The organism is Chroogloeocystis siderophila 5.2 s.c.1, assembly GCF_001904655.1.
In the GTDB taxonomy this organism is placed as follows: domain Bacteria; phylum Cyanobacteriota; class Cyanobacteriia; order Cyanobacteriales; family Chroococcidiopsidaceae; genus Chroogloeocystis; species Chroogloeocystis siderophila.
Window position 1 is genome coordinate 231,846 of record NZ_MRCC01000003.1, and the last position, 19,202, is coordinate 251,047.

The 19,202-nt window shown below is 43.1% G+C and carries 20 protein-coding genes; 9 read left to right on the forward strand and 11 right to left on the reverse strand.

What is annotated here, in order from left to right; translation table 11 throughout:
* Nucleotides 1–54: 54 nt before the first annotated feature.
* The 4 genes from ureC to NIES1031_RS04475 form a co-directional block, all read right to left on the reverse strand.
* Nucleotides 55–1,764: an urease subunit alpha gene (gene ureC / locus NIES1031_RS04455; protein WP_178378040.1), complete on the reverse strand. Its 1,710-nt coding sequence runs from the start codon at nucleotides 1,762–1,764 to the stop codon at nucleotides 55–57.
* Between the two features lie 154 nt (nucleotides 1,765–1,918).
* Nucleotides 1,919–2,404 (reverse strand): TM2 domain-containing protein, encoded by a 486-nt coding sequence (locus NIES1031_RS04460; RefSeq protein ID WP_073548290.1) that lies wholly within the window; start codon nucleotides 2,402–2,404, stop codon nucleotides 1,919–1,921.
* A 327-nt stretch (nucleotides 2,405–2,731) separates the two neighbouring features.
* Nucleotides 2,732–3,199, reverse strand: coding sequence for a hypothetical protein (locus NIES1031_RS04465; RefSeq protein ID WP_143167698.1), 468 nt, complete (start codon nucleotides 3,197–3,199; stop codon nucleotides 2,732–2,734).
* A gap of 734 nt (nucleotides 3,200–3,933) precedes the next feature.
* Nucleotides 3,934–4,146, reverse strand: coding sequence for a helix-turn-helix domain-containing protein (locus tag NIES1031_RS04475; protein WP_041918829.1), 213 nt, complete (start codon nucleotides 4,144–4,146; stop codon nucleotides 3,934–3,936).
* A gap of 171 nt (nucleotides 4,147–4,317) precedes the next feature.
* Between NIES1031_RS04475 and NIES1031_RS04480 the strand changes: the two genes are divergently transcribed.
* Entirely contained in the window at nucleotides 4,318–4,770 is a 453-nt protein-coding gene (locus NIES1031_RS04480) for a hypothetical protein (protein WP_073548292.1), read from the forward strand.
* 125 nt (nucleotides 4,771–4,895) lie between these two features.
* Nucleotides 4,896–5,090 carry a hypothetical protein gene (locus tag NIES1031_RS04485; protein ID WP_073548293.1) on the forward strand — a complete coding sequence of 65 codons (195 nt, stop codon included), beginning with the start codon at nucleotides 4,896–4,898 and terminating at the stop codon, nucleotides 5,088–5,090.
* Nucleotides 5,091–5,306: 216 nt separating this feature from the next.
* Here the strand turns inward: NIES1031_RS04485 and NIES1031_RS04490 are convergent, their stop codons facing one another.
* From NIES1031_RS04490 to NIES1031_RS24165, 3 genes are read right to left on the reverse strand one after another with little or no spacing between them, the layout of a single operon-like run.
* Nucleotides 5,307–5,951 (reverse strand): hypothetical protein, encoded by a 645-nt coding sequence (locus NIES1031_RS04490; RefSeq protein WP_073548294.1) that lies wholly within the window; start codon nucleotides 5,949–5,951, stop codon nucleotides 5,307–5,309.
* Between the two features lie 12 nt (nucleotides 5,952–5,963).
* Nucleotides 5,964–6,479, reverse strand: a complete 516-nt coding sequence (locus NIES1031_RS04495) for a hypothetical protein (RefSeq protein ID WP_073548295.1) — start codon at nucleotides 6,477–6,479, stop codon at nucleotides 5,964–5,966.
* Between the two features lie 15 nt (nucleotides 6,480–6,494).
* On the reverse strand, nucleotides 6,495–6,662 hold the full coding sequence (locus NIES1031_RS24165; RefSeq protein WP_178378041.1) for a hypothetical protein: 168 nt from the start codon (nucleotides 6,660–6,662) through the stop codon (nucleotides 6,495–6,497).
* Nucleotides 6,663–7,116: 454 nt separating this feature from the next.
* On the opposite strand from NIES1031_RS24165, the gene typA reads away from it, so the two are divergent.
* The 7 genes from typA (at nucleotide 7,117) to NIES1031_RS04530 (ending at nucleotide 13,790) form a co-directional block, all read left to right on the forward strand.
* Nucleotides 7,117–8,907 carry a translational GTPase TypA gene (gene typA, locus NIES1031_RS04500; RefSeq protein WP_073548296.1) on the forward strand — a complete coding sequence of 597 codons (1,791 nt, stop codon included), beginning with the start codon at nucleotides 7,117–7,119 and terminating at the stop codon, nucleotides 8,905–8,907.
* Nucleotides 8,908–8,987: 80 nt separating this feature from the next.
* The gene (locus NIES1031_RS04505) at nucleotides 8,988–10,145 is read left to right on the forward strand and encodes a DUF58 domain-containing protein (protein WP_073548297.1); all 1,158 of its coding nucleotides are present in this window, start codon (nucleotides 8,988–8,990) and stop codon (nucleotides 10,143–10,145) included.
* A 233-nt stretch (nucleotides 10,146–10,378) separates the two neighbouring features.
* Nucleotides 10,379–10,744: a ferredoxin thioredoxin reductase catalytic beta subunit gene (locus NIES1031_RS04510; RefSeq protein WP_073548298.1), complete on the forward strand. Its 366-nt coding sequence runs from the start codon at nucleotides 10,379–10,381 to the stop codon at nucleotides 10,742–10,744.
* Complete coding sequence (locus NIES1031_RS04515; protein ID WP_073548299.1) at nucleotides 10,741–11,145, forward strand: DUF309 domain-containing protein; 405 nt, start codon at nucleotides 10,741–10,743, stop codon at nucleotides 11,143–11,145. Before NIES1031_RS04510 ends, NIES1031_RS04515 begins: the two co-directional genes overlap by 4 nt.
* A 117-nt stretch (nucleotides 11,146–11,262) precedes the next feature.
* A complete protein-coding gene (locus NIES1031_RS04520; RefSeq protein WP_073548300.1) occupies nucleotides 11,263–11,766 on the forward strand; it encodes an LptA/OstA family protein in 504 nt (167 codons plus the stop codon).
* A 45-nt stretch (nucleotides 11,767–11,811) separates the two neighbouring features.
* Complete coding sequence (lptB, locus tag NIES1031_RS04525; protein ID WP_073548301.1) at nucleotides 11,812–12,543, forward strand: LPS export ABC transporter ATP-binding protein; 732 nt, start codon at nucleotides 11,812–11,814, stop codon at nucleotides 12,541–12,543.
* 74 nt (nucleotides 12,544–12,617) lie between these two features.
* Nucleotides 12,618–13,790 carry an LptF/LptG family permease gene (locus NIES1031_RS04530; protein WP_218596659.1) on the forward strand — a complete coding sequence of 391 codons (1,173 nt, stop codon included), beginning with the start codon at nucleotides 12,618–12,620 and terminating at the stop codon, nucleotides 13,788–13,790.
* Nucleotides 13,791–13,929: 139 nt separating this feature from the next.
* Here NIES1031_RS04530 and NIES1031_RS04535 read toward each other — a convergent pair whose 3' ends face one another.
* The 4 genes from NIES1031_RS04535 to NIES1031_RS04550 form a co-directional block, all read right to left on the reverse strand.
* Nucleotides 13,930–15,672, reverse strand: a complete 1,743-nt coding sequence (locus tag NIES1031_RS04535; protein ID WP_073548302.1) for an ABC transporter ATP-binding protein — start codon at nucleotides 15,670–15,672, stop codon at nucleotides 13,930–13,932.
* A gap of 4 nt (nucleotides 15,673–15,676) precedes the next feature.
* A complete protein-coding gene (locus NIES1031_RS04540) occupies nucleotides 15,677–16,546 on the reverse strand; it encodes an ABC transporter substrate-binding protein (RefSeq protein WP_073548303.1) in 870 nt (289 codons plus the stop codon).
* Nucleotides 16,547–16,774: 228 nt separating this feature from the next.
* The gene (locus tag NIES1031_RS04545) at nucleotides 16,775–17,359 is read right to left on the reverse strand and encodes a protein-S-isoprenylcysteine O-methyltransferase (RefSeq protein ID WP_178378042.1); all 585 of its coding nucleotides are present in this window, start codon (nucleotides 17,357–17,359) and stop codon (nucleotides 16,775–16,777) included.
* Between the two features lie 22 nt (nucleotides 17,360–17,381).
* Entirely contained in the window at nucleotides 17,382–19,181 is a 1,800-nt protein-coding gene (locus tag NIES1031_RS04550; protein WP_073548304.1) for an ABC transporter ATP-binding protein, read from the reverse strand.
* Nucleotides 19,182–19,202: the final 21 nt, after the last annotated feature.

The window sequence follows — 19,202 nt, forward strand, 5'->3', positions numbered from 1 at the left end:
AAAGAATAAACCTACATTCACACAAGTTGATGATTTAGGTGCAAGCCAACAAATTTAGAAGAGAAAGTAGCGTTGTGCTAAAGGTAAAGTTGTTGCAGGTTCGCACGTGAGTAATTCACCATTTGCCTTGACTTCATAAGTTTCTGGATCGACTTCGATGTGAGGCAAAAAGTCATTTAATTTCATTTCTCTTTTGCTTAGCTGGCGAGTCCCAGACACAGCAACGATGTTTTTTTGTAAGTTAAGTTGTTGAGAGATTCCTAAGTCTTTTGCGGCTTGTGAAACAAAAGTCAGCGAAGTTGTGGCGATTGCCCCACCAAAACTTGCAAACATTGGACGCATATGTACAGGTTGTGGTGTAGGGATACTCGCGTTTGCGTCTCCCATCTGCGCATAAGCGATCGCCCCGCCTTTGATGACAATCTCCGGCTTGACACCAAAAAACGCCGGACGCCACAAACACAAATCCGCAAGTTTCCCTTCTTCTACGGAACCGACATATTCAGAAATCCCATGCGCGATCGCGGGGTTAATCGTATATTTAGCAACATAGCGCTTGGCACGAAAGTTGTCGTTTGCTGCGGTATCTTCCGCGAGGGAACCGCGCTGTTCTTTCATTTTGTGCGCGGTTTGCCAAGTCCGAATAATCACTTCTCCGACTCTTCCCATTGCCTGTGAGTCAGAAGAAATCATGCTAAACGCACCAAGATCGTGTAATATGTCCTCTGCTGCGATTGTTTCGCGACGAATTCGCGACTCAGCAAACGCCACATCTTCCGCAATTCCTGGATCGAGGTGATGGCATACCATCAACATATCTAAGTGTTCGTCCAGCGTATTTAGCGTATAAGGGCGTGTAGGATTGGTAGAAGAAGGTAAAACGTTGGCTTCTCCACAAACTTTGATGATATCTGGTGCATGACCGCCACCCGCACCCTCGGTATGATAAGTATGAATCACACGGTTTTTGAAAGCGGCGATCGTATCTTCGACAAATCCGGCTTCGTTGAGTGTATCAGTGTGAATCGCGACTTGCACGTCGTATTCATCGGCAACACTTAGGCAAACATCAATCGCGGCGGGAGTTGTTCCCCAATCCTCATGAAGTTTTAAGCCCATTGCACCTGCTTGTAATTGTTCGACAAGTCCTTGCGGCTGACTGCTATTTCCTTTCCCTAAAAAGCCTAAATTAACTGGAAAGGCATCCGCAGCTTGCAGCATTCGGTAAATATTCCACGGTCCTGGCGTGCAAGTTGTCGCATTTGTTCCTGTCGCTGGACCTGTTCCGCCGCCGATCATTGTCGTGACTCCAGAAGCGATCGCGGTTTCAATCTGTTGCGGACAAATAAAGTGAATGTGCGCGTCAATTCCGCCAGCCGTGAGGATCATTCCTTCTGAGGCGATCGCTTCTGTACCAGGACCAATAATGATATCTACGTTGTCTTGAATGTAAGGATTTCCCGCTTTGCCAATTTTGAAAATCTTGCCGTCTTTAATGCCAATATCAGCTTTAACGATTCCCCACCAATCGAGAATTAACGCATTTGTAATCACAACATCGACCGCACCATCCGCATTCGCTACTGGCGATTGTCCCATACCATCGCGAATCACTTTACCACCGCCAAATTTGACTTCATCACCGTAGGTTGTCAGGTCTTGTTCGACTTCGATAATCAATTCGGTATCTGCAAGTCGCACGCGATCGCCTACTGTCGGACCAAATGTCTCAGCGTAAGCACGACGATCCATGCGATAACTCATGCGATGCTCCTTTTACTTTTACAGGTTATTTAAAAGTAGAAACTTCGGTATTTTAGCCTGTTCTAGTGCTGAGATAAAAGCTGTTGAACCACAAGATAATCAAGCAAATGCGATCGCCTCCTTACAAAGCATTGACTGCATTCTCATCTCAGACTCATATATCAAACCGATAACGAATTGCACCTGTTACAGGATCGTTGCAAATTTCAGCGCATCCTACTTTTTCAGCTTCTTGCAGTAGTTTTTTTGCTTCTTTCGGGTCTAGCCCAGTGTACATAGCTGCTTGTGCGATCGATAGTTGTCCGCCGTTTTTTTTAGCTGCTAGCAGTAACTTTTGCATCGGACTATGTGCTGTTGAAGGTGAGGCATTTGCTTGAAACTTTTGCTGACGAGGAATATTGCCAATATTTAACTCCAGCGATTGTTGGGCGTGTAGTCCTCGTAGATAAATATTACGCCGATTCACCATGCTAGGAATGAAAGCTAGGTCTATCAGTTGACCAACACCAAGAAAACCGAATGTGAAAAGATAAACCAAACCACTGGTCATGTGACCAGTGTAAAATCTTTGACCTCCACAAATTCCCAAAAAGCACAAACACCATAAAAGGTAAGCAACGCCTGAGTTTACTTGTTGCATCGCTGTATATTCCTATCTCGAACTACCTGGATCTAGTGTTCCCTTAGATATAACACGAACAACAAGACAAGCAGAATTCAGCTAGCAAGTAATTTTTAAGCTTTTTGTCTAAGACTATGGCATCCCCAAAAGAGGCGATCGCATATAAGTTTTAACAATAACAAAATCTAACCCCAAACTTACAAGGGAAGGGACAAAAAATCCATAACGTGGTACGAAATAATAGGCTTTTTAGATCTCTCTTTATATTAAAGGAAAGGAATGGAAGCAGGGTCTACTACCTGTACCTGCTACCCTAGCAATGAGATCTATATTTTTATTTGATTTCTATCTTCCCAAACTCCATCGCTTTTCTCGTTTCAATTCTAAAGCCTCTTCTTTTTCTAAGTTTGTCAAGACTTCTCGTACTTGCTGCCGAGATACTCTTAGTTCCAGATTATCCCAGCAATGACCTTGACCTCTTCTTATTTCAGGTGAATTGCGTAACTGACGCAACACATTTAGACATGCAGGACAGTCACAGCCAAATAAATCGACGGCAGCATCACTTTCTGCTGCGCTAAAATCTAAAAGAGGGTGTTCTTCAGATATCACATTAGTGTATGCAATCAAAATACCACGGTTGTGGTGGGGGTTGATAGCAGATATCTGAAAATCAGTTGGTACATCACAGGAGACTTGAGTTTTCGTAGCAGATCTGACTGTGGCAAATACACCTGGTGTTAGTAACATAGTTAACATCGAGCCAACTACAGTTGGAATTGCTACCAAATTAAACCATAGCTTGTGTTTCATACTCATACTCAAATCTCCTCGACAACCTAACAAACCTTTGAGCAGCCATTGTAATTCATCTCAGGCTAGTACACCAGATTTATTCAACCTCGGCAGGCAATTATCTGGAATTAATAGCAAATTACTCAGGTTGTTCTAGGAATTTTAGTACAAAAATTTACTTTTATTTAGCGTACTTCATTATTTTTTTGAGTATAAATTTCACTTATATTGAATACGGGATATTTAATTACTTGCAGACAGCTTTTTACCAATTTTAAGATTGAAAATTCTGCCAGTCATCAATCTACTTCTGGCATAAGTAATCATCGACATTTATCGGTAATTAATTAAATACCTTCAGAGAAGAAAATATTTCAAAAAACACGAAATAGCATTATAGTTACTCTTTGACTATTTCTAATAAATCCTCAATCAGAACATCAAAAGTCTTCGCTAATTTGTAAAAGCCGTAACGTCAGCCATTGCCATCCCTGAAGATATAGCATAAGTCTTAACGGTACTGTACGGAACGCCCGAACAATCAGAAACTTCTTTCAGTGTCCAATTTCGTTTTGCTGCAAACTCTCTAATTCATAACCTAACCAAACCCATGCTTGCAATTGGTCGAAACACTATCACTCTCTAAGCGATCGCAATTTCAAAATTTATTCCAAAAACTGAAAGGCGCTTTTTATGCTAGCAAGACACTAAGCGAACTCAGTAGCTTAATTTGTTACTAAAGAGGTAAGCTTTTAATCTTCCACTACCTCAAATAAATCTTCCATTAAAACATCAAACGCCCTAGCCAGTTTACAGAGCGCAGTTAGGTCAACCGTTGCTCTTTCTGGTAAGCGCATATAAGTTTTCACTGTGCCATAAGGCACCCCTGAGCGGTCGGAAACTTCTTTGATGTTCCAGCCTTGTTTGTCAGCAAATTCTTGAATTCTTAACCTTACCAAACCCATGCTTGACAACTAGTGAGTTTTCGCTATTTAATTTAAAAATATCATTAAAAGCGATCGCTTGCAGTTTGCCGACCAAAAGCGATCGCTATTTCCAAAAAATCCCCACAGTGTGGGAAACACCCTCTCATAAAAATAAGAAGGACTCTCTCATAAAAATAAGAAAGCACTTTTATGATAGCAAGACAACAAGCAAAATCAACTGAACCTAAGACTTTTCATCCACTTGCACGATTTGTTACGAAAGAAGCAATTGCATTACTCCTCAACCGCGAACCCGAAGAGATTTATCGCATCGATTGCTGGAGACACGTGATTCACGTTGTTGGGAAAGGAATTAGCCGGTTTGTGAGCTATGCAGATTTACCACCAGTGTTGGGTGTAGAACCTCCTACACACGCAGATATGTGTCGTTGGCGTAAGCGCTGTGCGGTTCAGAAACAGAAATACGCACCTAAGTTTTGGGTGAGTTTTTACGTGCAAAAGTTCATGCAAGTTATTGACTTTAACGATCTCGTCGCCTGGGGAGAACTTATTGGCAAGATCAAGCCAGTATTTTCACTTGAAGGACTGCGATCATTACGTAGCGCTTACGTTAGTGCCGAGTGTGTGTTACAAGAGTTTTAAGCCTGAAGGTTAAAAAGCCACCTTACGAACTATCCAATTTTCTATATTTGAAAACTGATTGATACCAGGTTAAGCTGAAATCTAGCTGATAAAATTTTTAATAATTAATTTAATTTGGTATATAAATGGCGTTATCTAAATTTCTGCTCAAACTCTCTATTGCGGGTTTAGGAAATAACGAAAAACTAGCAGGACAAGAACCTAAAGCTATCGAATATGCTGAGCAAGTACTTTGGCTTATTGGTCATAGCCGCTGTTCCCAACTTGCAGCATTAACTTGTACTGGAGTAAGGATTGTACAGTTGAAGCCTATTAAATAAAGCTATTTCCCGTAGTCATAAACTACTTCAAGATTGTCCTTATCCTTATGAAGGTAAGGCAATAGTTTATGGGTTGTTTGGTATTCCATCGCAAGAAATTAGGTTCGATTGCAATCTCCTCGAAATCTAGTACATTATCATAGTTCAACAATTACGAGCTAAATTTAATTAAATTTAGCTCGTAAACTTGAATTAGCAGCCTTTAAAAAGGAGCAGCTATCTATAAGGGTAGGTACAACTAGTACCTGTAGGTAAGCACCATTTATAATAGGCTACCCGCCCTACAGTTAAGGTTAGCGGAGAACCGTCTGGTTTCGTAGACATCAACGTACCAGCATTTCCAGTTCCTGGCACTCCAGCCATACACCATATACTCTGATATGAGCAGAGGCTTTTTTCTACCTCCTGCCAGCTTATTCTGACAGGGGTAGTATATCCAGCATATCCTGCATCAGCACTATTCTGAAAATACCACTTTGCATTGTAAGTTAAGCTATTGACAATTCCTTTGGCATTCCAAGTGCCGAAGCCGAAGCTCTTGTAATTTGGGTCGTTTTCAGATACCCCAGCAGTTGGACAATCATCGTAGTTCGTTTGTGGAAGATTATTGTATGTTGTGCAACTAATAAAGGCTCTTTTACTAACTGTCATATCCATCTCAAAAGCAGGATTGCTTCTTACCCATCCGCCTACATTAAACCATTTGAAATATGAATCTGCGTAAGCTGCGCCGTTGTAGTAAAGCTCTCCGTTATTTGGGTAACGCTTAATTGGAGGATATCCCACAGAAGGCGAGGCTAAGGCAATCAGTGCTGATGTTAAGCTAAAAGCAATTAATGTATTGCGTGTAATATCTTTCATTAGCTGCCTCCTCTATTTGATTCCATATCGAGCAATGTTTTCAATGCGGGTGTATATCTCTTCTGCGGTTTGTGGAATAGCTTGACTACGGACACCCAAATCTTGAGAAGTCACAACTTGCTCACGCAGCGATGAACGAGGAATAATAATTCTGCCGTTAACCTTCACACCTGGCTCAAATCCTTTGACGATAGGATCGCTTACGAGCTTCTTAATATTGTTGATGCTGCCAACAACCTCTACACCGTATATAAGCGGTTGATTGTCTTGAGACCAAGCAAGCGCAGCTTTGTCTTGCTCAATATTTCTTAGAAGTGACCATGCATCAATTCGAGGAGTTTCGTTAGTAGATTGGGCAAGAAATTGTTGCCTTGGATGAAGTTTTACAAAATCTCTAGCACGTACTTGGCTAGATTCTCGACTATTTAACATCATCGCAGCAGTCATGCGTCGAGCCTCTGCAATAACTGTCTTCGCATCTTCATTGTTGTATGCTCTGTGTGTACCAGACGTTCCAGCTACGGACATGTATACTGCCTTCAGTTAAACGTTGTAACGTCGCATCAATTGAAGAATCTGGGCATCAGGAATGCGTTGAGCAAAAAAGACACTAGCGGGAATAGGCTCATTTGGATTGGTTCTAGACCAGTAATTAAGACGCTCAGTAGAAGATAAAGGCGCAGCTACTTGTGAAGCGTTAGGTGTTTGCATTTGTGATTTAACTAAATTACTGTCCGAGGGTTAAAGAACCAGCTAAAACACCAACGATAATCACGAACAAGCGTTTTTGACGCATATAATTCTCAACACTTTGTTTTCCTCAGTTTTGTATGTAAAAGATAAGTTTTAGTTACTGTGGGTTAGAAATGGATCTTGATTGAGCTAGAAATTTCAATACCGTCTTAAACAAAACTATGAGTGAAAAATTAAAGGTATATTTGTTCATGCCCAAGGGTGATTTCACGGAGGTTTTCTACATCAATTAAAACTAACTTCAATAAAAGTACCGTTGTATCTAGAAATAGCTCACGAGTTATTAAAACTCACCGTAGTTGTAACCGATGCGCTACAATTATTAAGGCTTCTTTACAGAATTGGCGATCACTAGCCATCTTCTGTTACCAAGCTGCAATCAATCCCTCTCTACAATCTTTGGAACGCTCCTATGACGCTCCCTATTCGTAACGTCGCCATTATTGCCCACGTTGACCACGGCAAAACAACCCTGGTTGACGCTTTGCTTCGACAATCTGGTATTTTTCGCGAAGGGGAAGACATTCCAGACTGCGTCATGGACTCTAACGCCTTGGAAAGAGAACGGGGAATTACAATTTTGGCAAAAAACACAGCAGTTAGCTACAAAGACACGCTGATTAACATTGTTGATACTCCTGGACACGCAGATTTTGGCGGAGAAGTTGAACGCGTTCTGGGGATGGTTGATGGCTGTATCCTGATTGTGGATGCGAACGAAGGACCCATGCCACAAACCCGCTTTGTCTTGAAAAAAGCACTAGAAAAAGGCTTACGTCCGATTGTTGTCGTCAACAAAATTGACCGTCCGCAAGCTGATCCACACGGCGCAGTCGATAAAGTCTTGGATTTATTTATCGAATTAGGCGCAGACGACGATCAGTGTGACTTCCCTTATTTATTCGCCTCTGGTTTAGAAGGTTATGCCAAAGAAGACTTAGAAGCTGAAGGGGTAGATATGCAACCCTTATTTGAAGCAATTCTGCATCATGTACCACCACCAGTAGGCGATCCGAATAAACCTCTACAATTGCAAGTCACAACCTTAGATTATTCGGAATACCTAGGACGAATCGTCATTGGTCGAATTCACAACGGTACAATCCGCATGGGTCAACAAGCGGCTTTAATTACCGAAACAGGCGATATTGTCAAAGCCAAAGTCACTAAGTTAATGGGTTTTGAAGGACTTAAGCGCATTGAAATGCAAGAAGCAACTGCAGGAAATATTATTGCAGTTGCAGGATTTGCTAATGCAAACATTGGCGAAACTATTACCTGTCCCAACGAACCGCAGGCGCTACCACTGATTAAAGTCGATGAACCTACATTACAAATGACTTTCTCAGTGAATGATTCGCCATTTGCTGGACAAGAAGGAAATTTTGTCACTTCTCGACAATTACGCGATCGCCTATTCCGCGAACTAGAAACAAACGTAGCCCTGCGCATTGAAGAAACTGACTCACCCGATAAATTCTTAGTTTCTGGTCGAGGTGAATTACACTTGGGAATTCTCATTGAAACGATGCGACGTGAAGGTTACGAGTTTCAAGTTTCCCAACCACAAGTTATTTACCGCGAAGTCAACGGACAACCCTGCGAACCTTACGAGTACTTAGTGCTAGATGTTCCTGAAGACGGCGTAGGCGGCTGTATCGAACGCCTCGGACAGCGTCGCGGTGAAATGCAAGATATGCAAGTTGGTGGTAATGGTCGCACTCAGTTAGAATTTGTGATTCCGGCGCGGGGCTTGGTCGGTTTTCGCGGTGAATTCATGCGTCTGACGCGCGGTGATGGCATTATGAACCATAGCTTCCTTGATTACCGCCCACTCAGCGGCGAAATTGAAGCGCGGCGTAACGGTGTCTTAATCGCGTTTGAAGAAGGTACCGCAACTTTCTACGCGATGAAAAATGCCGAAGATCGCGGCGTCTTCTTTATCACTCCAGGTACTAAAGTTTATAAGGGAATGATTGTTGGCGAACACAACCGTCCACAAGATTTAGAACTTAATGTTTGTAAGACAAAACAACTCACAAACCATCGTGCTTCTAGCGGTGAAGAATTAGTTCAGTTGCAAGCACCAATGGAAATGAGCTTAGAACGCGCTTTAGAGTATATTAGTGCTGATGAATTAGTCGAAGTCACACCACAATCGATTCGTCTGCGGAAAATGGCAAAAAAACTTGCCAAGCGTTGATAGTAATGCAACAAGTGAAGGGTAATCTTAAAGCATGACATGAGTGGTGCGGGCAAAATGCCTGCACTTATCCTTTACTAATGAGCATAAATAAGCAAATTGCTGACTGGCTAGAGTCGCGTTGGGTCACACCAGCTTACAGTGGTTGGGTACTTATTGGCGTCACTAGCTGTTTTTTTGGTGCTGCCGTGAATACAATGGCAGGGTGGCTGTATGTTTTCAGTGGCTTGGGTTTTGCATTGTTAGGAATCGCCGCGATTTTACCTGTGAGATCGCTTCGCGGTATCAAAATCCGTCGTGCTGCAATTCAACCCGTCAGCGCTGGCGAAGCATTAACGGTAGAAATTGAAATCGCTAATGAGACAGCCCACCCTAAGAGTTTACTGCAAATTCAAGACTCACTAGCTTTTGTTTTAGGTAAACCAGTCCAAGCACCAATTGAAGTCATTCCACCGCATCAAAGTTACACCTGGGTATATCGTCACCCCACACAACAGCGAGGTGTTTACCGTTGGCATACAATACAATTACGAACCGCTGCACCTGTAGGATTGTTTTGGTGTCGCCGTCAGCAAGAAATACCTGCTACAGCCGTTATCTATCCTACGGTTTTACCATTAACAACGTATCCGATTATTGATAGCGTTGGTCAAGAGAATCATGCTAAGTCGTATAACCAACAACAGCGCGTGCGATCGGCGACTGAAGGATTAACGCGATCGCTTCGTCCTTATCGTACTGGAGATCCTTTACGTTTAATTCATTGGCGCACAAGTGCTCGTTATGGCGAATTTCGCGTCAGAGAATTAGAATTAACGATTGAAGGACGCGAACTTGTGATTTGCTTAGACAGCGCTGGAATTTGGGAAGAAGATAGTTTTGAACAAGCAGTTATTGCTGCGGCATCTTTGTATTTTTACGCACAAAAGCAACAACTAAATGTCCAACTTTGGACTGCTGCAACAGGTTTAGTGCAAGGAAATCGAACTGTTTTACACGCTTTGGCTGCAACGCATTTTAATGAAGTGCAAGTAGCAAATTTACCTCAAAGTCGTCTTGTTTGGTTGAGTCAAAATCCATCAAGTTTGAAGACAATTTCTCCTGATAGTTATTGGATACTATGGGGGGATGATTCAACAGTTAATCATAATTCTTTTGGTATTGTCATTGATAAAGATCAGTCATTGCCATCTCAATTACAGCAGGTTGTGCGAGTAGGGCGTCTTCTCGTAGAGTAGGTCACAAAGAAAGGATGTAGAAAGAGTATTTAAAGATAATAACTGAGGATTCCATAGCGATCGCCTTTAAGTCATTTCAATCCAAGCTATTCTTACCCTATTACTCATTACCGATTACCAATTGCTATTTTCTACAAGTCACAATTAATTTAGGTTTGCTGTAGAACTCAGAATGTGATGTGTCTACCTACGTTAAAATGCAGAAAATAACTTGATTACAAACCTTTAAGATTATGAAACCCACAGATAGCAGCAACTTATCAACGGATAAAAGTTTGGAAGCAATGTGGCAGTTTGCGCAAACTTATGCTAAGCGTACCGGAACTTACTTTTGTGCTGAACCTTCGGTTACTGCTGTCGTCATTGAAGGACTTGCTAAACACAAGGACGATCTAGGTGCTCCTTTGTGTCCTTGCCGTCATTATGAAGATAAACACGCTGAAGCTGGTGCAGCATTTTGGAATTGTCCGTGTGTTCCTATGCGCGAACGTAAAGAGTGCCATTGTATGCTGTTTCTTACCCCAGATAATGAGTTTGCTGGCGAGCAGCAGGAGATACCTTTAGATACGATTAAAGAAGTACGCTCTAGCATGGGATGAACGAATCAATACCAGATCAATTCTGGGAAGGTGTAGAGCAATTTAATACTCGACAGTTCTACACCTGTCACGATACGCTAGAAGCTCTGTGGATGGAAGCAACAGAGCCAGAGAAAACGTTTTATCAAGGGATCTTACAACTTGCTGTGGCGCTTTATCACTTGGGTAATGCTAATTGGCGGGGAGCAGTTATTTTACTAGGAGAAGGCATTAATCGATTGCAGCGCTACTCACCCATTTTTAGTGGTATCGATGTTGAAGAACTGGTCGATAGGAGTAGTCATCTATTAGCACAATTGCAACAAGCAGGATCTGAAAAAATCGGTGATTGGATAGTAACTGAAGAATTTAACGCAAATTCAGACTTGCTGCCTATAATTACAACAGTGCAGCCAGAATAAATGGGTGTTTGCATTGGAGATGCTTGAGGAGTTGAAACTTAAGCATAGCAGTCATCGTCAGGTGAAATACAGTTCTGCGTTGCCAGGGTTCGTGCTTAATTTTCAGACAAACGTTATATGATGCTCCATTTCTTTTTGCCCTCGTCTTTTGTGCGTCGCTGCGGCTTGGCGATCGCAATTTTACCCTTGACTTTGATGAGTGCGATCGCTTTAAATACTCCTTTACAACGTGCCCAAGGTCAAACCGCCGAACAAAATTCGTTGATCATCAATTCTGATGTTCAAGAAGCAAACTCGCAAACAGGAATTTTTACAGCACGCGGTAACGTGCAAATGAATTATCCTGCACGGCAAATTCAAGCAACTGCTGCCCAAGCACAATATTTTAGCCAAGAGCGAAGAATTGTTCTCAGTGGCGACGTGTATATTTTACAGCAAGGAAACAGCATTCGCGGTGAAAATGTCACGTATATGATCGACGAAGGGCGATTTATCGCAACACCAAAGGCAAATCAACAAGTGCAATCGATTTACATTGTTTCTGAGCCGAATCCGAATCAACCACCAGGAACGCCGCCAGCACCCGCAGTACCGCCCTTAGCACCCAGCCCAGGATCGTAAACTGAATCCGTTATTTTTTACTTGTGGGTGTGTCGGGGAGTCCTCGTGAAAAAGATTGTCTTAGAAAATATCCACAAATCTTACGGTAAGCGCGTTATTGTCAATCGCGTCAGTATTTCTGTAGCGCAAGGTGAAGTTGTCGGGCTTCTTGGTCCTAATGGTGCCGGGAAAACAACAACATTTTACATCGCAACAGGCTTAGAAAAACCTAACGAGGGAACTGTATGGTTGGACGATCACAATATCACTGCACTCCCCATGCACCAGCGCGCGCGGTTAGGAATTGGCTATTTAGCGCAAGAACCAAGTATTTTCCGCAACCTCAGCGTTAAAGATAATCTGTTATTAGTTTTACAACAAACGAATGTTCCTCGACGCGAATGGCAGCACCGCTTAAATGAACTGCTACGGGAATTTCGTCTAGAAAAAGTCGCAAATACCAAGGGAATTCAAGTTTCTGGGGGCGAACGCCGACGTACCGAATTAGCAAGGGCTTTAGCTGCTGGACGTCATGGACCAAATTTTTTATTCTTAGATGAACCCTTTGCGGGTGTTGACCCGATCGCTGTCGCCGAAATTCAAGCTATGGTAAAAAAGTTACGCGATCGCCAAATAGGTATCTTGATCACCGACCATAATGTACGCGAGACACTTGCAATCACCGATCGCGCCTATATTATGCGTGAAGGACAAATTCTCGCAGCGGGTAACGCCGAGGAACTCTACAACGATCCTTTGGTACGGCAATACTATTTAGGTGACAAATTTCAGATTTAGTGGCTAGTGGCTAGAATAACTGTTTTACATAATCATGCCGATTACCCATTACCTATTACCCATTACTCAGCATAATGACAATCGCTAGTCACAAATCTGCTAAGTTTCCATCACTGATGCCTTTTTCAGTGATGGATCGCTATATTGCGATGGAACTGCTACCACCGTTTTTGTTTGGTGTGGGTGCTTTTTCCTCGGTAGGAGTTGCGATCGGTACTGTATTTGACTTGGTGCGGCGAGTCGTAGAATCGGGACTACCCTTAGAAATTGCTTTGCAGGTATTTCTCTTACAATTTCCCGCTTTTGTGGTCTTGGCTTTCCCCATGTCTACGTTGTTGGCTGTATTGATGACCTACAGTCGCTTTTCTAGTGATAGTGAGTTGATTGCACTCCGTGGTTGTGGTATCAGTGTCTATCGTATCGCTTTACCTGCAATTGTTCTCAGCCTTGTTGTCACCGGAATCACGTTTTTATTTAACGAGCAGATTGTACCAGCATCAAATTATCAAGCAACTCTTACGTTAAATCAAGCGCTCAAGCGCGAAACGCCAACGTTTCAAGAAGAAAATATTATTTATCCTGAATATCAAGAAGTTAAACAAGCCGATGGCGACAGTAGGCGGATTTTGTCACGGTTATTTTATGCTGATCGCTTTGATGGTCAAACAATGTCAGGATTAACAATTATTGATCGCTCGAAAGAAGGCTTAAACCAAATCGTCATGGCAGATTCTGCGGCGTGGAACCCGCAACAAAACGTTTGGGATTTCTTTAATGGTACGATTTATCTTGTTTCTGCGGATAGTTCTTATCGCAACATTGTTAGGTTTGAACACCAACAATTACAGTTACCGCGCGCGCCTTTAGATGTTGCTAGTAGAGGGCGAGACTATGATGAAATGAATATTGCCGAAGCGCGCGATCGCTTAGAAAAAATTCGCTATAGCGGTGACGAACAAAAAATCCGCAAACTAAGAGTCCGCATTCAAGAAAAAATTTCGTTTCCGTTCGTTTGTGTTGTTTTTGGTTTAGTAGGTGCTGCTTTAGGAACTAAACCACAACGTCGCGCGGGAAAAGCAACAAGCTTTGGTGTGAGTGTAGTCATTATTTTTACGTATTATTTGTTTGGCTTTATTTGTAGTGCTTTAGGAGTAGCAGGGATTCTGACTCCTGTTACATCAGCTTGGCTACCAAATGTTTTTGGGTTGACTGCGGGTGGATTGTTGTTAGTTCGCGCTGCGCGGTAGAAAAAATTAGACTTCCTCATGAATCGCACTCTTCCTTCGACTCTCTTCAGGTCTAGCCAAATGAAGTGAGCCTGCGTACACTTTATTCAGTCCACCTCCGTGAATTTTGATCTAGCAGCGAATAAATTCGCGATTCTTTTTAAGCGGCAATTCGCCATCCTTGAGCGTACTGTTGTGCATTCCATAGTGCAGCATAACGCCCTTGTTGTGATAAGAGTTCTGGATGAGTGCCTCGCTCCACAATCCGCCCGTCTTCTAGGACTAAAATCGAATCGGCACTAACAACGGTAGATAAACGATGCGCGATGACAATCACGGTTTTATCGGCAACAAGTTGATCGATTGCTCGTTGTACAGCTACTTCACTTTCGGTATCTAAAGCTGATGTGGGTTCATCTAATATGACAATTGGCGCATCTTTGAGAACCGCACGCGCGATCGAAATGCGTTGACGTTCTCCACCGGATAGCGTACCGCCAATTTCACCAACCGAAGTATCGTATCCTTTGGGTAAACGGCTAATAAACTCGTGACAATTTGCAGCGCGTGCAGCCATTTCAACTTCAGCATCTGTCGCGTCAGGTTTAGCCATGCGGATGTTGTTGCGAATCGTGTCATCAAATAAATAGACATCTTGAAACACTGCAGAAATATAGCGCATGAGTTGACTCGGTTCGACTTGGCGCACGTCTACCCCACCAATGCGAATACTACCTTGTTGCACATCAGCAAAGCGGCTAATTAGACGAGTAATTGTCGTTTTACCGCTACCAGACGATCCGACTAAAGCTGTTAACGTGCGTTCTGGCAAGTGAAATGATACATCTTGCAGCGTCCACTCGGATTGATCGGCATAGCGAAATGAAACATTTTTAAAATTAATGTCAAAAGAAGTAAGTTGCGCGAGTGGTGTTTGTACAGGAAGAGGAGGAATGCTCATCAAGGCTTCGATCCGCTCTAGTCCAATTTCCATCAAGTCGAAGACGCTAGCAAGTCCTGTGAGTTGAGCAAGTGGTTCGCTAAAACGCATAGCGATCGCCACCAACGCAAATAACGCCGGAATCGAAAGGCTTCCTTGCAGAACAAACAGTGTTCCTAAACTGATAACAGTAAAAATACCAACTTCAACGACAGTTGCCATAGCGATCAGCGGTAGATTGACTAGTCGTTGTCCTCTTGATTGCACATCACGTTGATGAACGAGTGCAGCTTGCAAACGTTGCGATCGCTCTCCTACTTGTTTTGTCGCTCGCAGTACAGGTAAACCTTGGACATACTCCACCACTCGCGAAGCCGTATTAGCATCGGCATCCGCTACCTCACGCAATAACTTTTTGACAAGCGATCGCATTTGCTGGTAAATTGGCACTGCCAAGGGAAATGTAACGATTAATGCCACAGCTAATCGCCAATCGATAAATAGCGTTACGATAACTATAATCATTGGCACAACCAATGTTTGAATAATCAGTGTTGCCAAACTGCCAATCCACAACACGATCTCACTGACATTACCGCTGAGTACAACATTGAGATCGCCAGACTGTCGTTGATTCAGTTCTTCTAAAGGTATTTGTCGTAACTGTTGTGCGAGTCGTAATCGTGTTTCATGGGCAACATCAGTAGATGTCATCCAAGCAAAGTCTAATTCTCGCCAGCGGAGTAATCCTTCAACAATAACTAAAAATCCGAATAAAGCTAAGAGTGTCCAAACTCGTTGAATATCAATCGGTTGAGTCATTAATGCTGATAGTAAGGGAAAGAAAAGAGCAAAGATGACTCCTTGGATGATAGAAGCGATAACAGACAGCAGCAGTGCAGATTGCAACTGCGACTTATACGATCCGGCAACGTCCATCATGCGATGATAGGTGTTGAGCATGGCTTTATCTTAAATTTGGATAAATCTTGGGTAATAATTGATCGAGGATCAGGCGCAGCATTCGAGTACCAGTACCACTGTGCCAAAACTGATCGACTTCGTAGACTTGATAGTTTTGGACTGCTTGCAGTTGTTGCCACAACGAGTGATTTGTAAGCTGTTGCGAAAGAGGAACCTTGGAAGGTGAATAAGTTTGCACAAAGATAATATCGGGGTTGACTGCTAAGATTTGCCGCAGCGAGAGTGTCATTAATCCTGGTTCTCCACGATGTTCCGGTTGATGCCACGGGTAATGCGTGAATTGTTGCAAAATGCTACCAAGTGTGCCTCGATCTGTTTCAACAAGGAATTTACCCATCCAGAAATTTAGGATTGAACCGCCCATCATCAGCACTGTTTTGCGCGGTGTTGTAATGGAATTGCGATAGATGTCTAGACACTGTTCAAACTGCGCGATCGCAATTTCTGCTGTCTCGGTGCGATCGCACAAATATCCTATATCTCTCAATCGTTGCAATGTAGCTTCATAGCCAGTTTTGTTCATCAAATAGACAGGTGCAATATTGTTCAACCAAGTTTTATAAAACCGATGCGGAAACGCCCATCCGAGAATTAAATCTGGTTGTAGTGCTTTGATGCGATTGATTTGGGGAAACATCCACGAACCAACTGGTGTAATCTGCTGTTTGAATTCGCCATAGAATTCGGGTCGATTTGCGATACCTTTGGTTAGATAACCCACGGGCTGTAACCCAAGTTCAAAAAGAATATCTATTCCTGTTGCTGTCAAACTCACGATCCGCTTGGCAGGTTTTAGCAAAGTGAGCGATGTTTCTGTATCATCAATGACTTGTGTATCACTGGAGGATTGCATAAAAATGTCTTTTTTGTTGTTCTAACCACGCGATCGCCTCTTCAGCTAACTGAAAGACATCGCAAGGATATATTTGAGGTGTAAGATTTTTTGGAGACGTAGACGCAAAGCGGCTTGCCGAAGGCTACCACTCCAGACGCAGAGCACGCAGAGAGAAGTGTTGGGGAGGGATTCTCGTAAATTGTTTGAGCTTGCTGTATTTGTCTTTTACAAATGAAGTTCAAACTGCTAGAAGAGATAGGGTATTAATCGCTTTGTTTTGTACATATATTCTTGGTATTGAGTGCCAAATTGCTCGATCATCATTTGTTCTTCATTGCCAACTCGGACAATGTAGAGAATGCCGAAGGCAATGACTCCTGCTAAACCTGCTATCCAATTTGGTAATAATAGTGCTTGGGCAATACTCCATAGCCAAATCGACATGTACATAGGATGGCGAATTTTTTGATAAACTCCGCTGGCGATTAGTGTGTGGGCTTCTCGTATTTGTAAGGTTGGCGACCAGTTTCTCCCCAGATCGTGATGTGATCGCCAAAATAGCCACATTGCGATCGCAAATGTCACAATGCCTAAGCCATTAACCCAAATCGGTAGGTGATAGTTGGCAATATCAAGCCACGGAGTAAAAACGTATACGAGTGGCAAAGCAACCATTCCTAAAAACACCAAAAACAGCAATCCTTTTTCTTGAGGAGTTTTGCGATTATCGATGATTGTGTTTTGTTGAGTTTCTCGCTGGTAAGGAATGCGAATAATTGTACTTGCTGCTAGCCCAATTAGGAAGGCGACTTTAAGGATTTGCGTGTCCATTTTTTTACCTCACTACTGCATTTCAACTAAAGTTTGCAATTGCGCTACGCGCAGCGCTTTGATGCGATCGCACTTTGAGTTCCCAATTCTGCGCTTGCTGATGACGCAACCAGAGTCGTGCGTAAACACCATCATTTGCAAGTAGTTCGTTGTGTTTACCGCATTCTACTAATCGTCCTCGATCTAATACTGCAATCTGATCGGCACTCATAATCGTCGCTAAGCGATGTGCGACTACAATTAAGGTTTTCCCCGTTGTTAGTGATGCGATCGCTTGTTGAATCAACGCTTCATTTTCCGGATCGGCAAAGGCAGTGGCTTCATCTAATACAACAATGGGATTATCTTGTAGAATCGCACGGGCAATCGTAATACGCTGGCGCTGTCCACCTGAAAGCCGAGTCCCTCGTTCGCCAGCGATCGTGTCGTAGCCGTTGGGTAATGTGAGGATATCGTGGGCTTGTGCTGCAGAAGCTGCTGCAACTATTTCTGCATCGGTGGCGTTTGGTTTACCTAGTTTAATGTTGTTGCGGATCGTGTCGTGCAATAAAAAGGTATCTTGAAAGACAAATGAAACCCAGGACATCAAAGTATCAGAGTTCATTTGGCGCACATCTACACCGCCAATCTCAATTGAGCCATGATCGACATCCCAAAAACGAGGAATAAGTCGTGCTAGAGTCGTTTTGCCCGCACCTGAAGGACCTACTAATGCTGTTACTGTTCCGGCTGGCAGATCGAGCGATATATCTTGTAGTGCTGGACGTCCATCACTGTAGGAGCAAGTTACATTGCGTAACGTAATTGAAGCATTGGCAGGCTGTTGAGAATGTTCGGGTTGTGGTAGTGCTGGTTCGGCGAGTACGCTTCCAATCCGTAACGCTCCGGCATTCGCTTGATTGATGAAATAGGAAAGTGTGAATATAGGCTTAAACGCTCCGCACAAGCGAGGGGCGAGTAAAAGAAATACTAATAGTCGCGGGAAGGATAGCGTTTCTTGCATCATGAACCACGCTCCCACCGCAGATACGATCAATAGTGTGGGTAACGGTTCAAATAGCAATGTTCCGAATCGACCAGAAGTCTGCGTTTTTTCATTCCATTCGCGCAGCTTCTGCGTAAAGGTATCGAGTGTATTCTGAAATCGAGCAAAGGAACTACTACCATCACTAAAGGTGCGAACGACTTGCATTCCTTGCACAAACTCAATGATGACGCTATTAATCTGTTCATTGGCGCGATCGTAAGCATCGCGTTGTTCGGCATAATCGCGTAACGCCAGCCGAATGAAAATCATGCCTACGGGAAGTACTGCTAATGTCACTAATCCTAATCGCCAATCGGCAACAAACATTGCAATTAATGACACCACCGGAATTGTGTATGCTTGTCCAAATAAGGGTGTACTGTCGGCGACAAAGGCATGAAGTGATTTGACATCATCTTGGACAATTTTCTTAATTGCACCTGAGCCAGTGGTAATAATATAGCCGAGTGGCACTTGGGCAAGGTGTGTAGTCAGTGCTGTTCGTAAGATGACTTCAAGTTTAAATGCTGCGATGTGGGAGACATGAAATGCAAAAACTCTGGCGGTAAAGGCGATCGCTACCATTCCTAATGCTATTGCAATCCATTGCCAAATTTGGGCAGGTGGTAATTCAGATAAGAGCGCTGCCGCAATTGGAGGAATTGTTAGCAATGAACCGATTCCAGCAATTGAACTTAATGCCGAAAGCGCGATCGCACCTACAATGCGTCCTTTAACAGGAGCCATCACGTCCCAGATTTTGGTTGGCGGTTTGGAGAAAGCTGAATGGGTCATAGTCTCAAGAAGTACAACTCA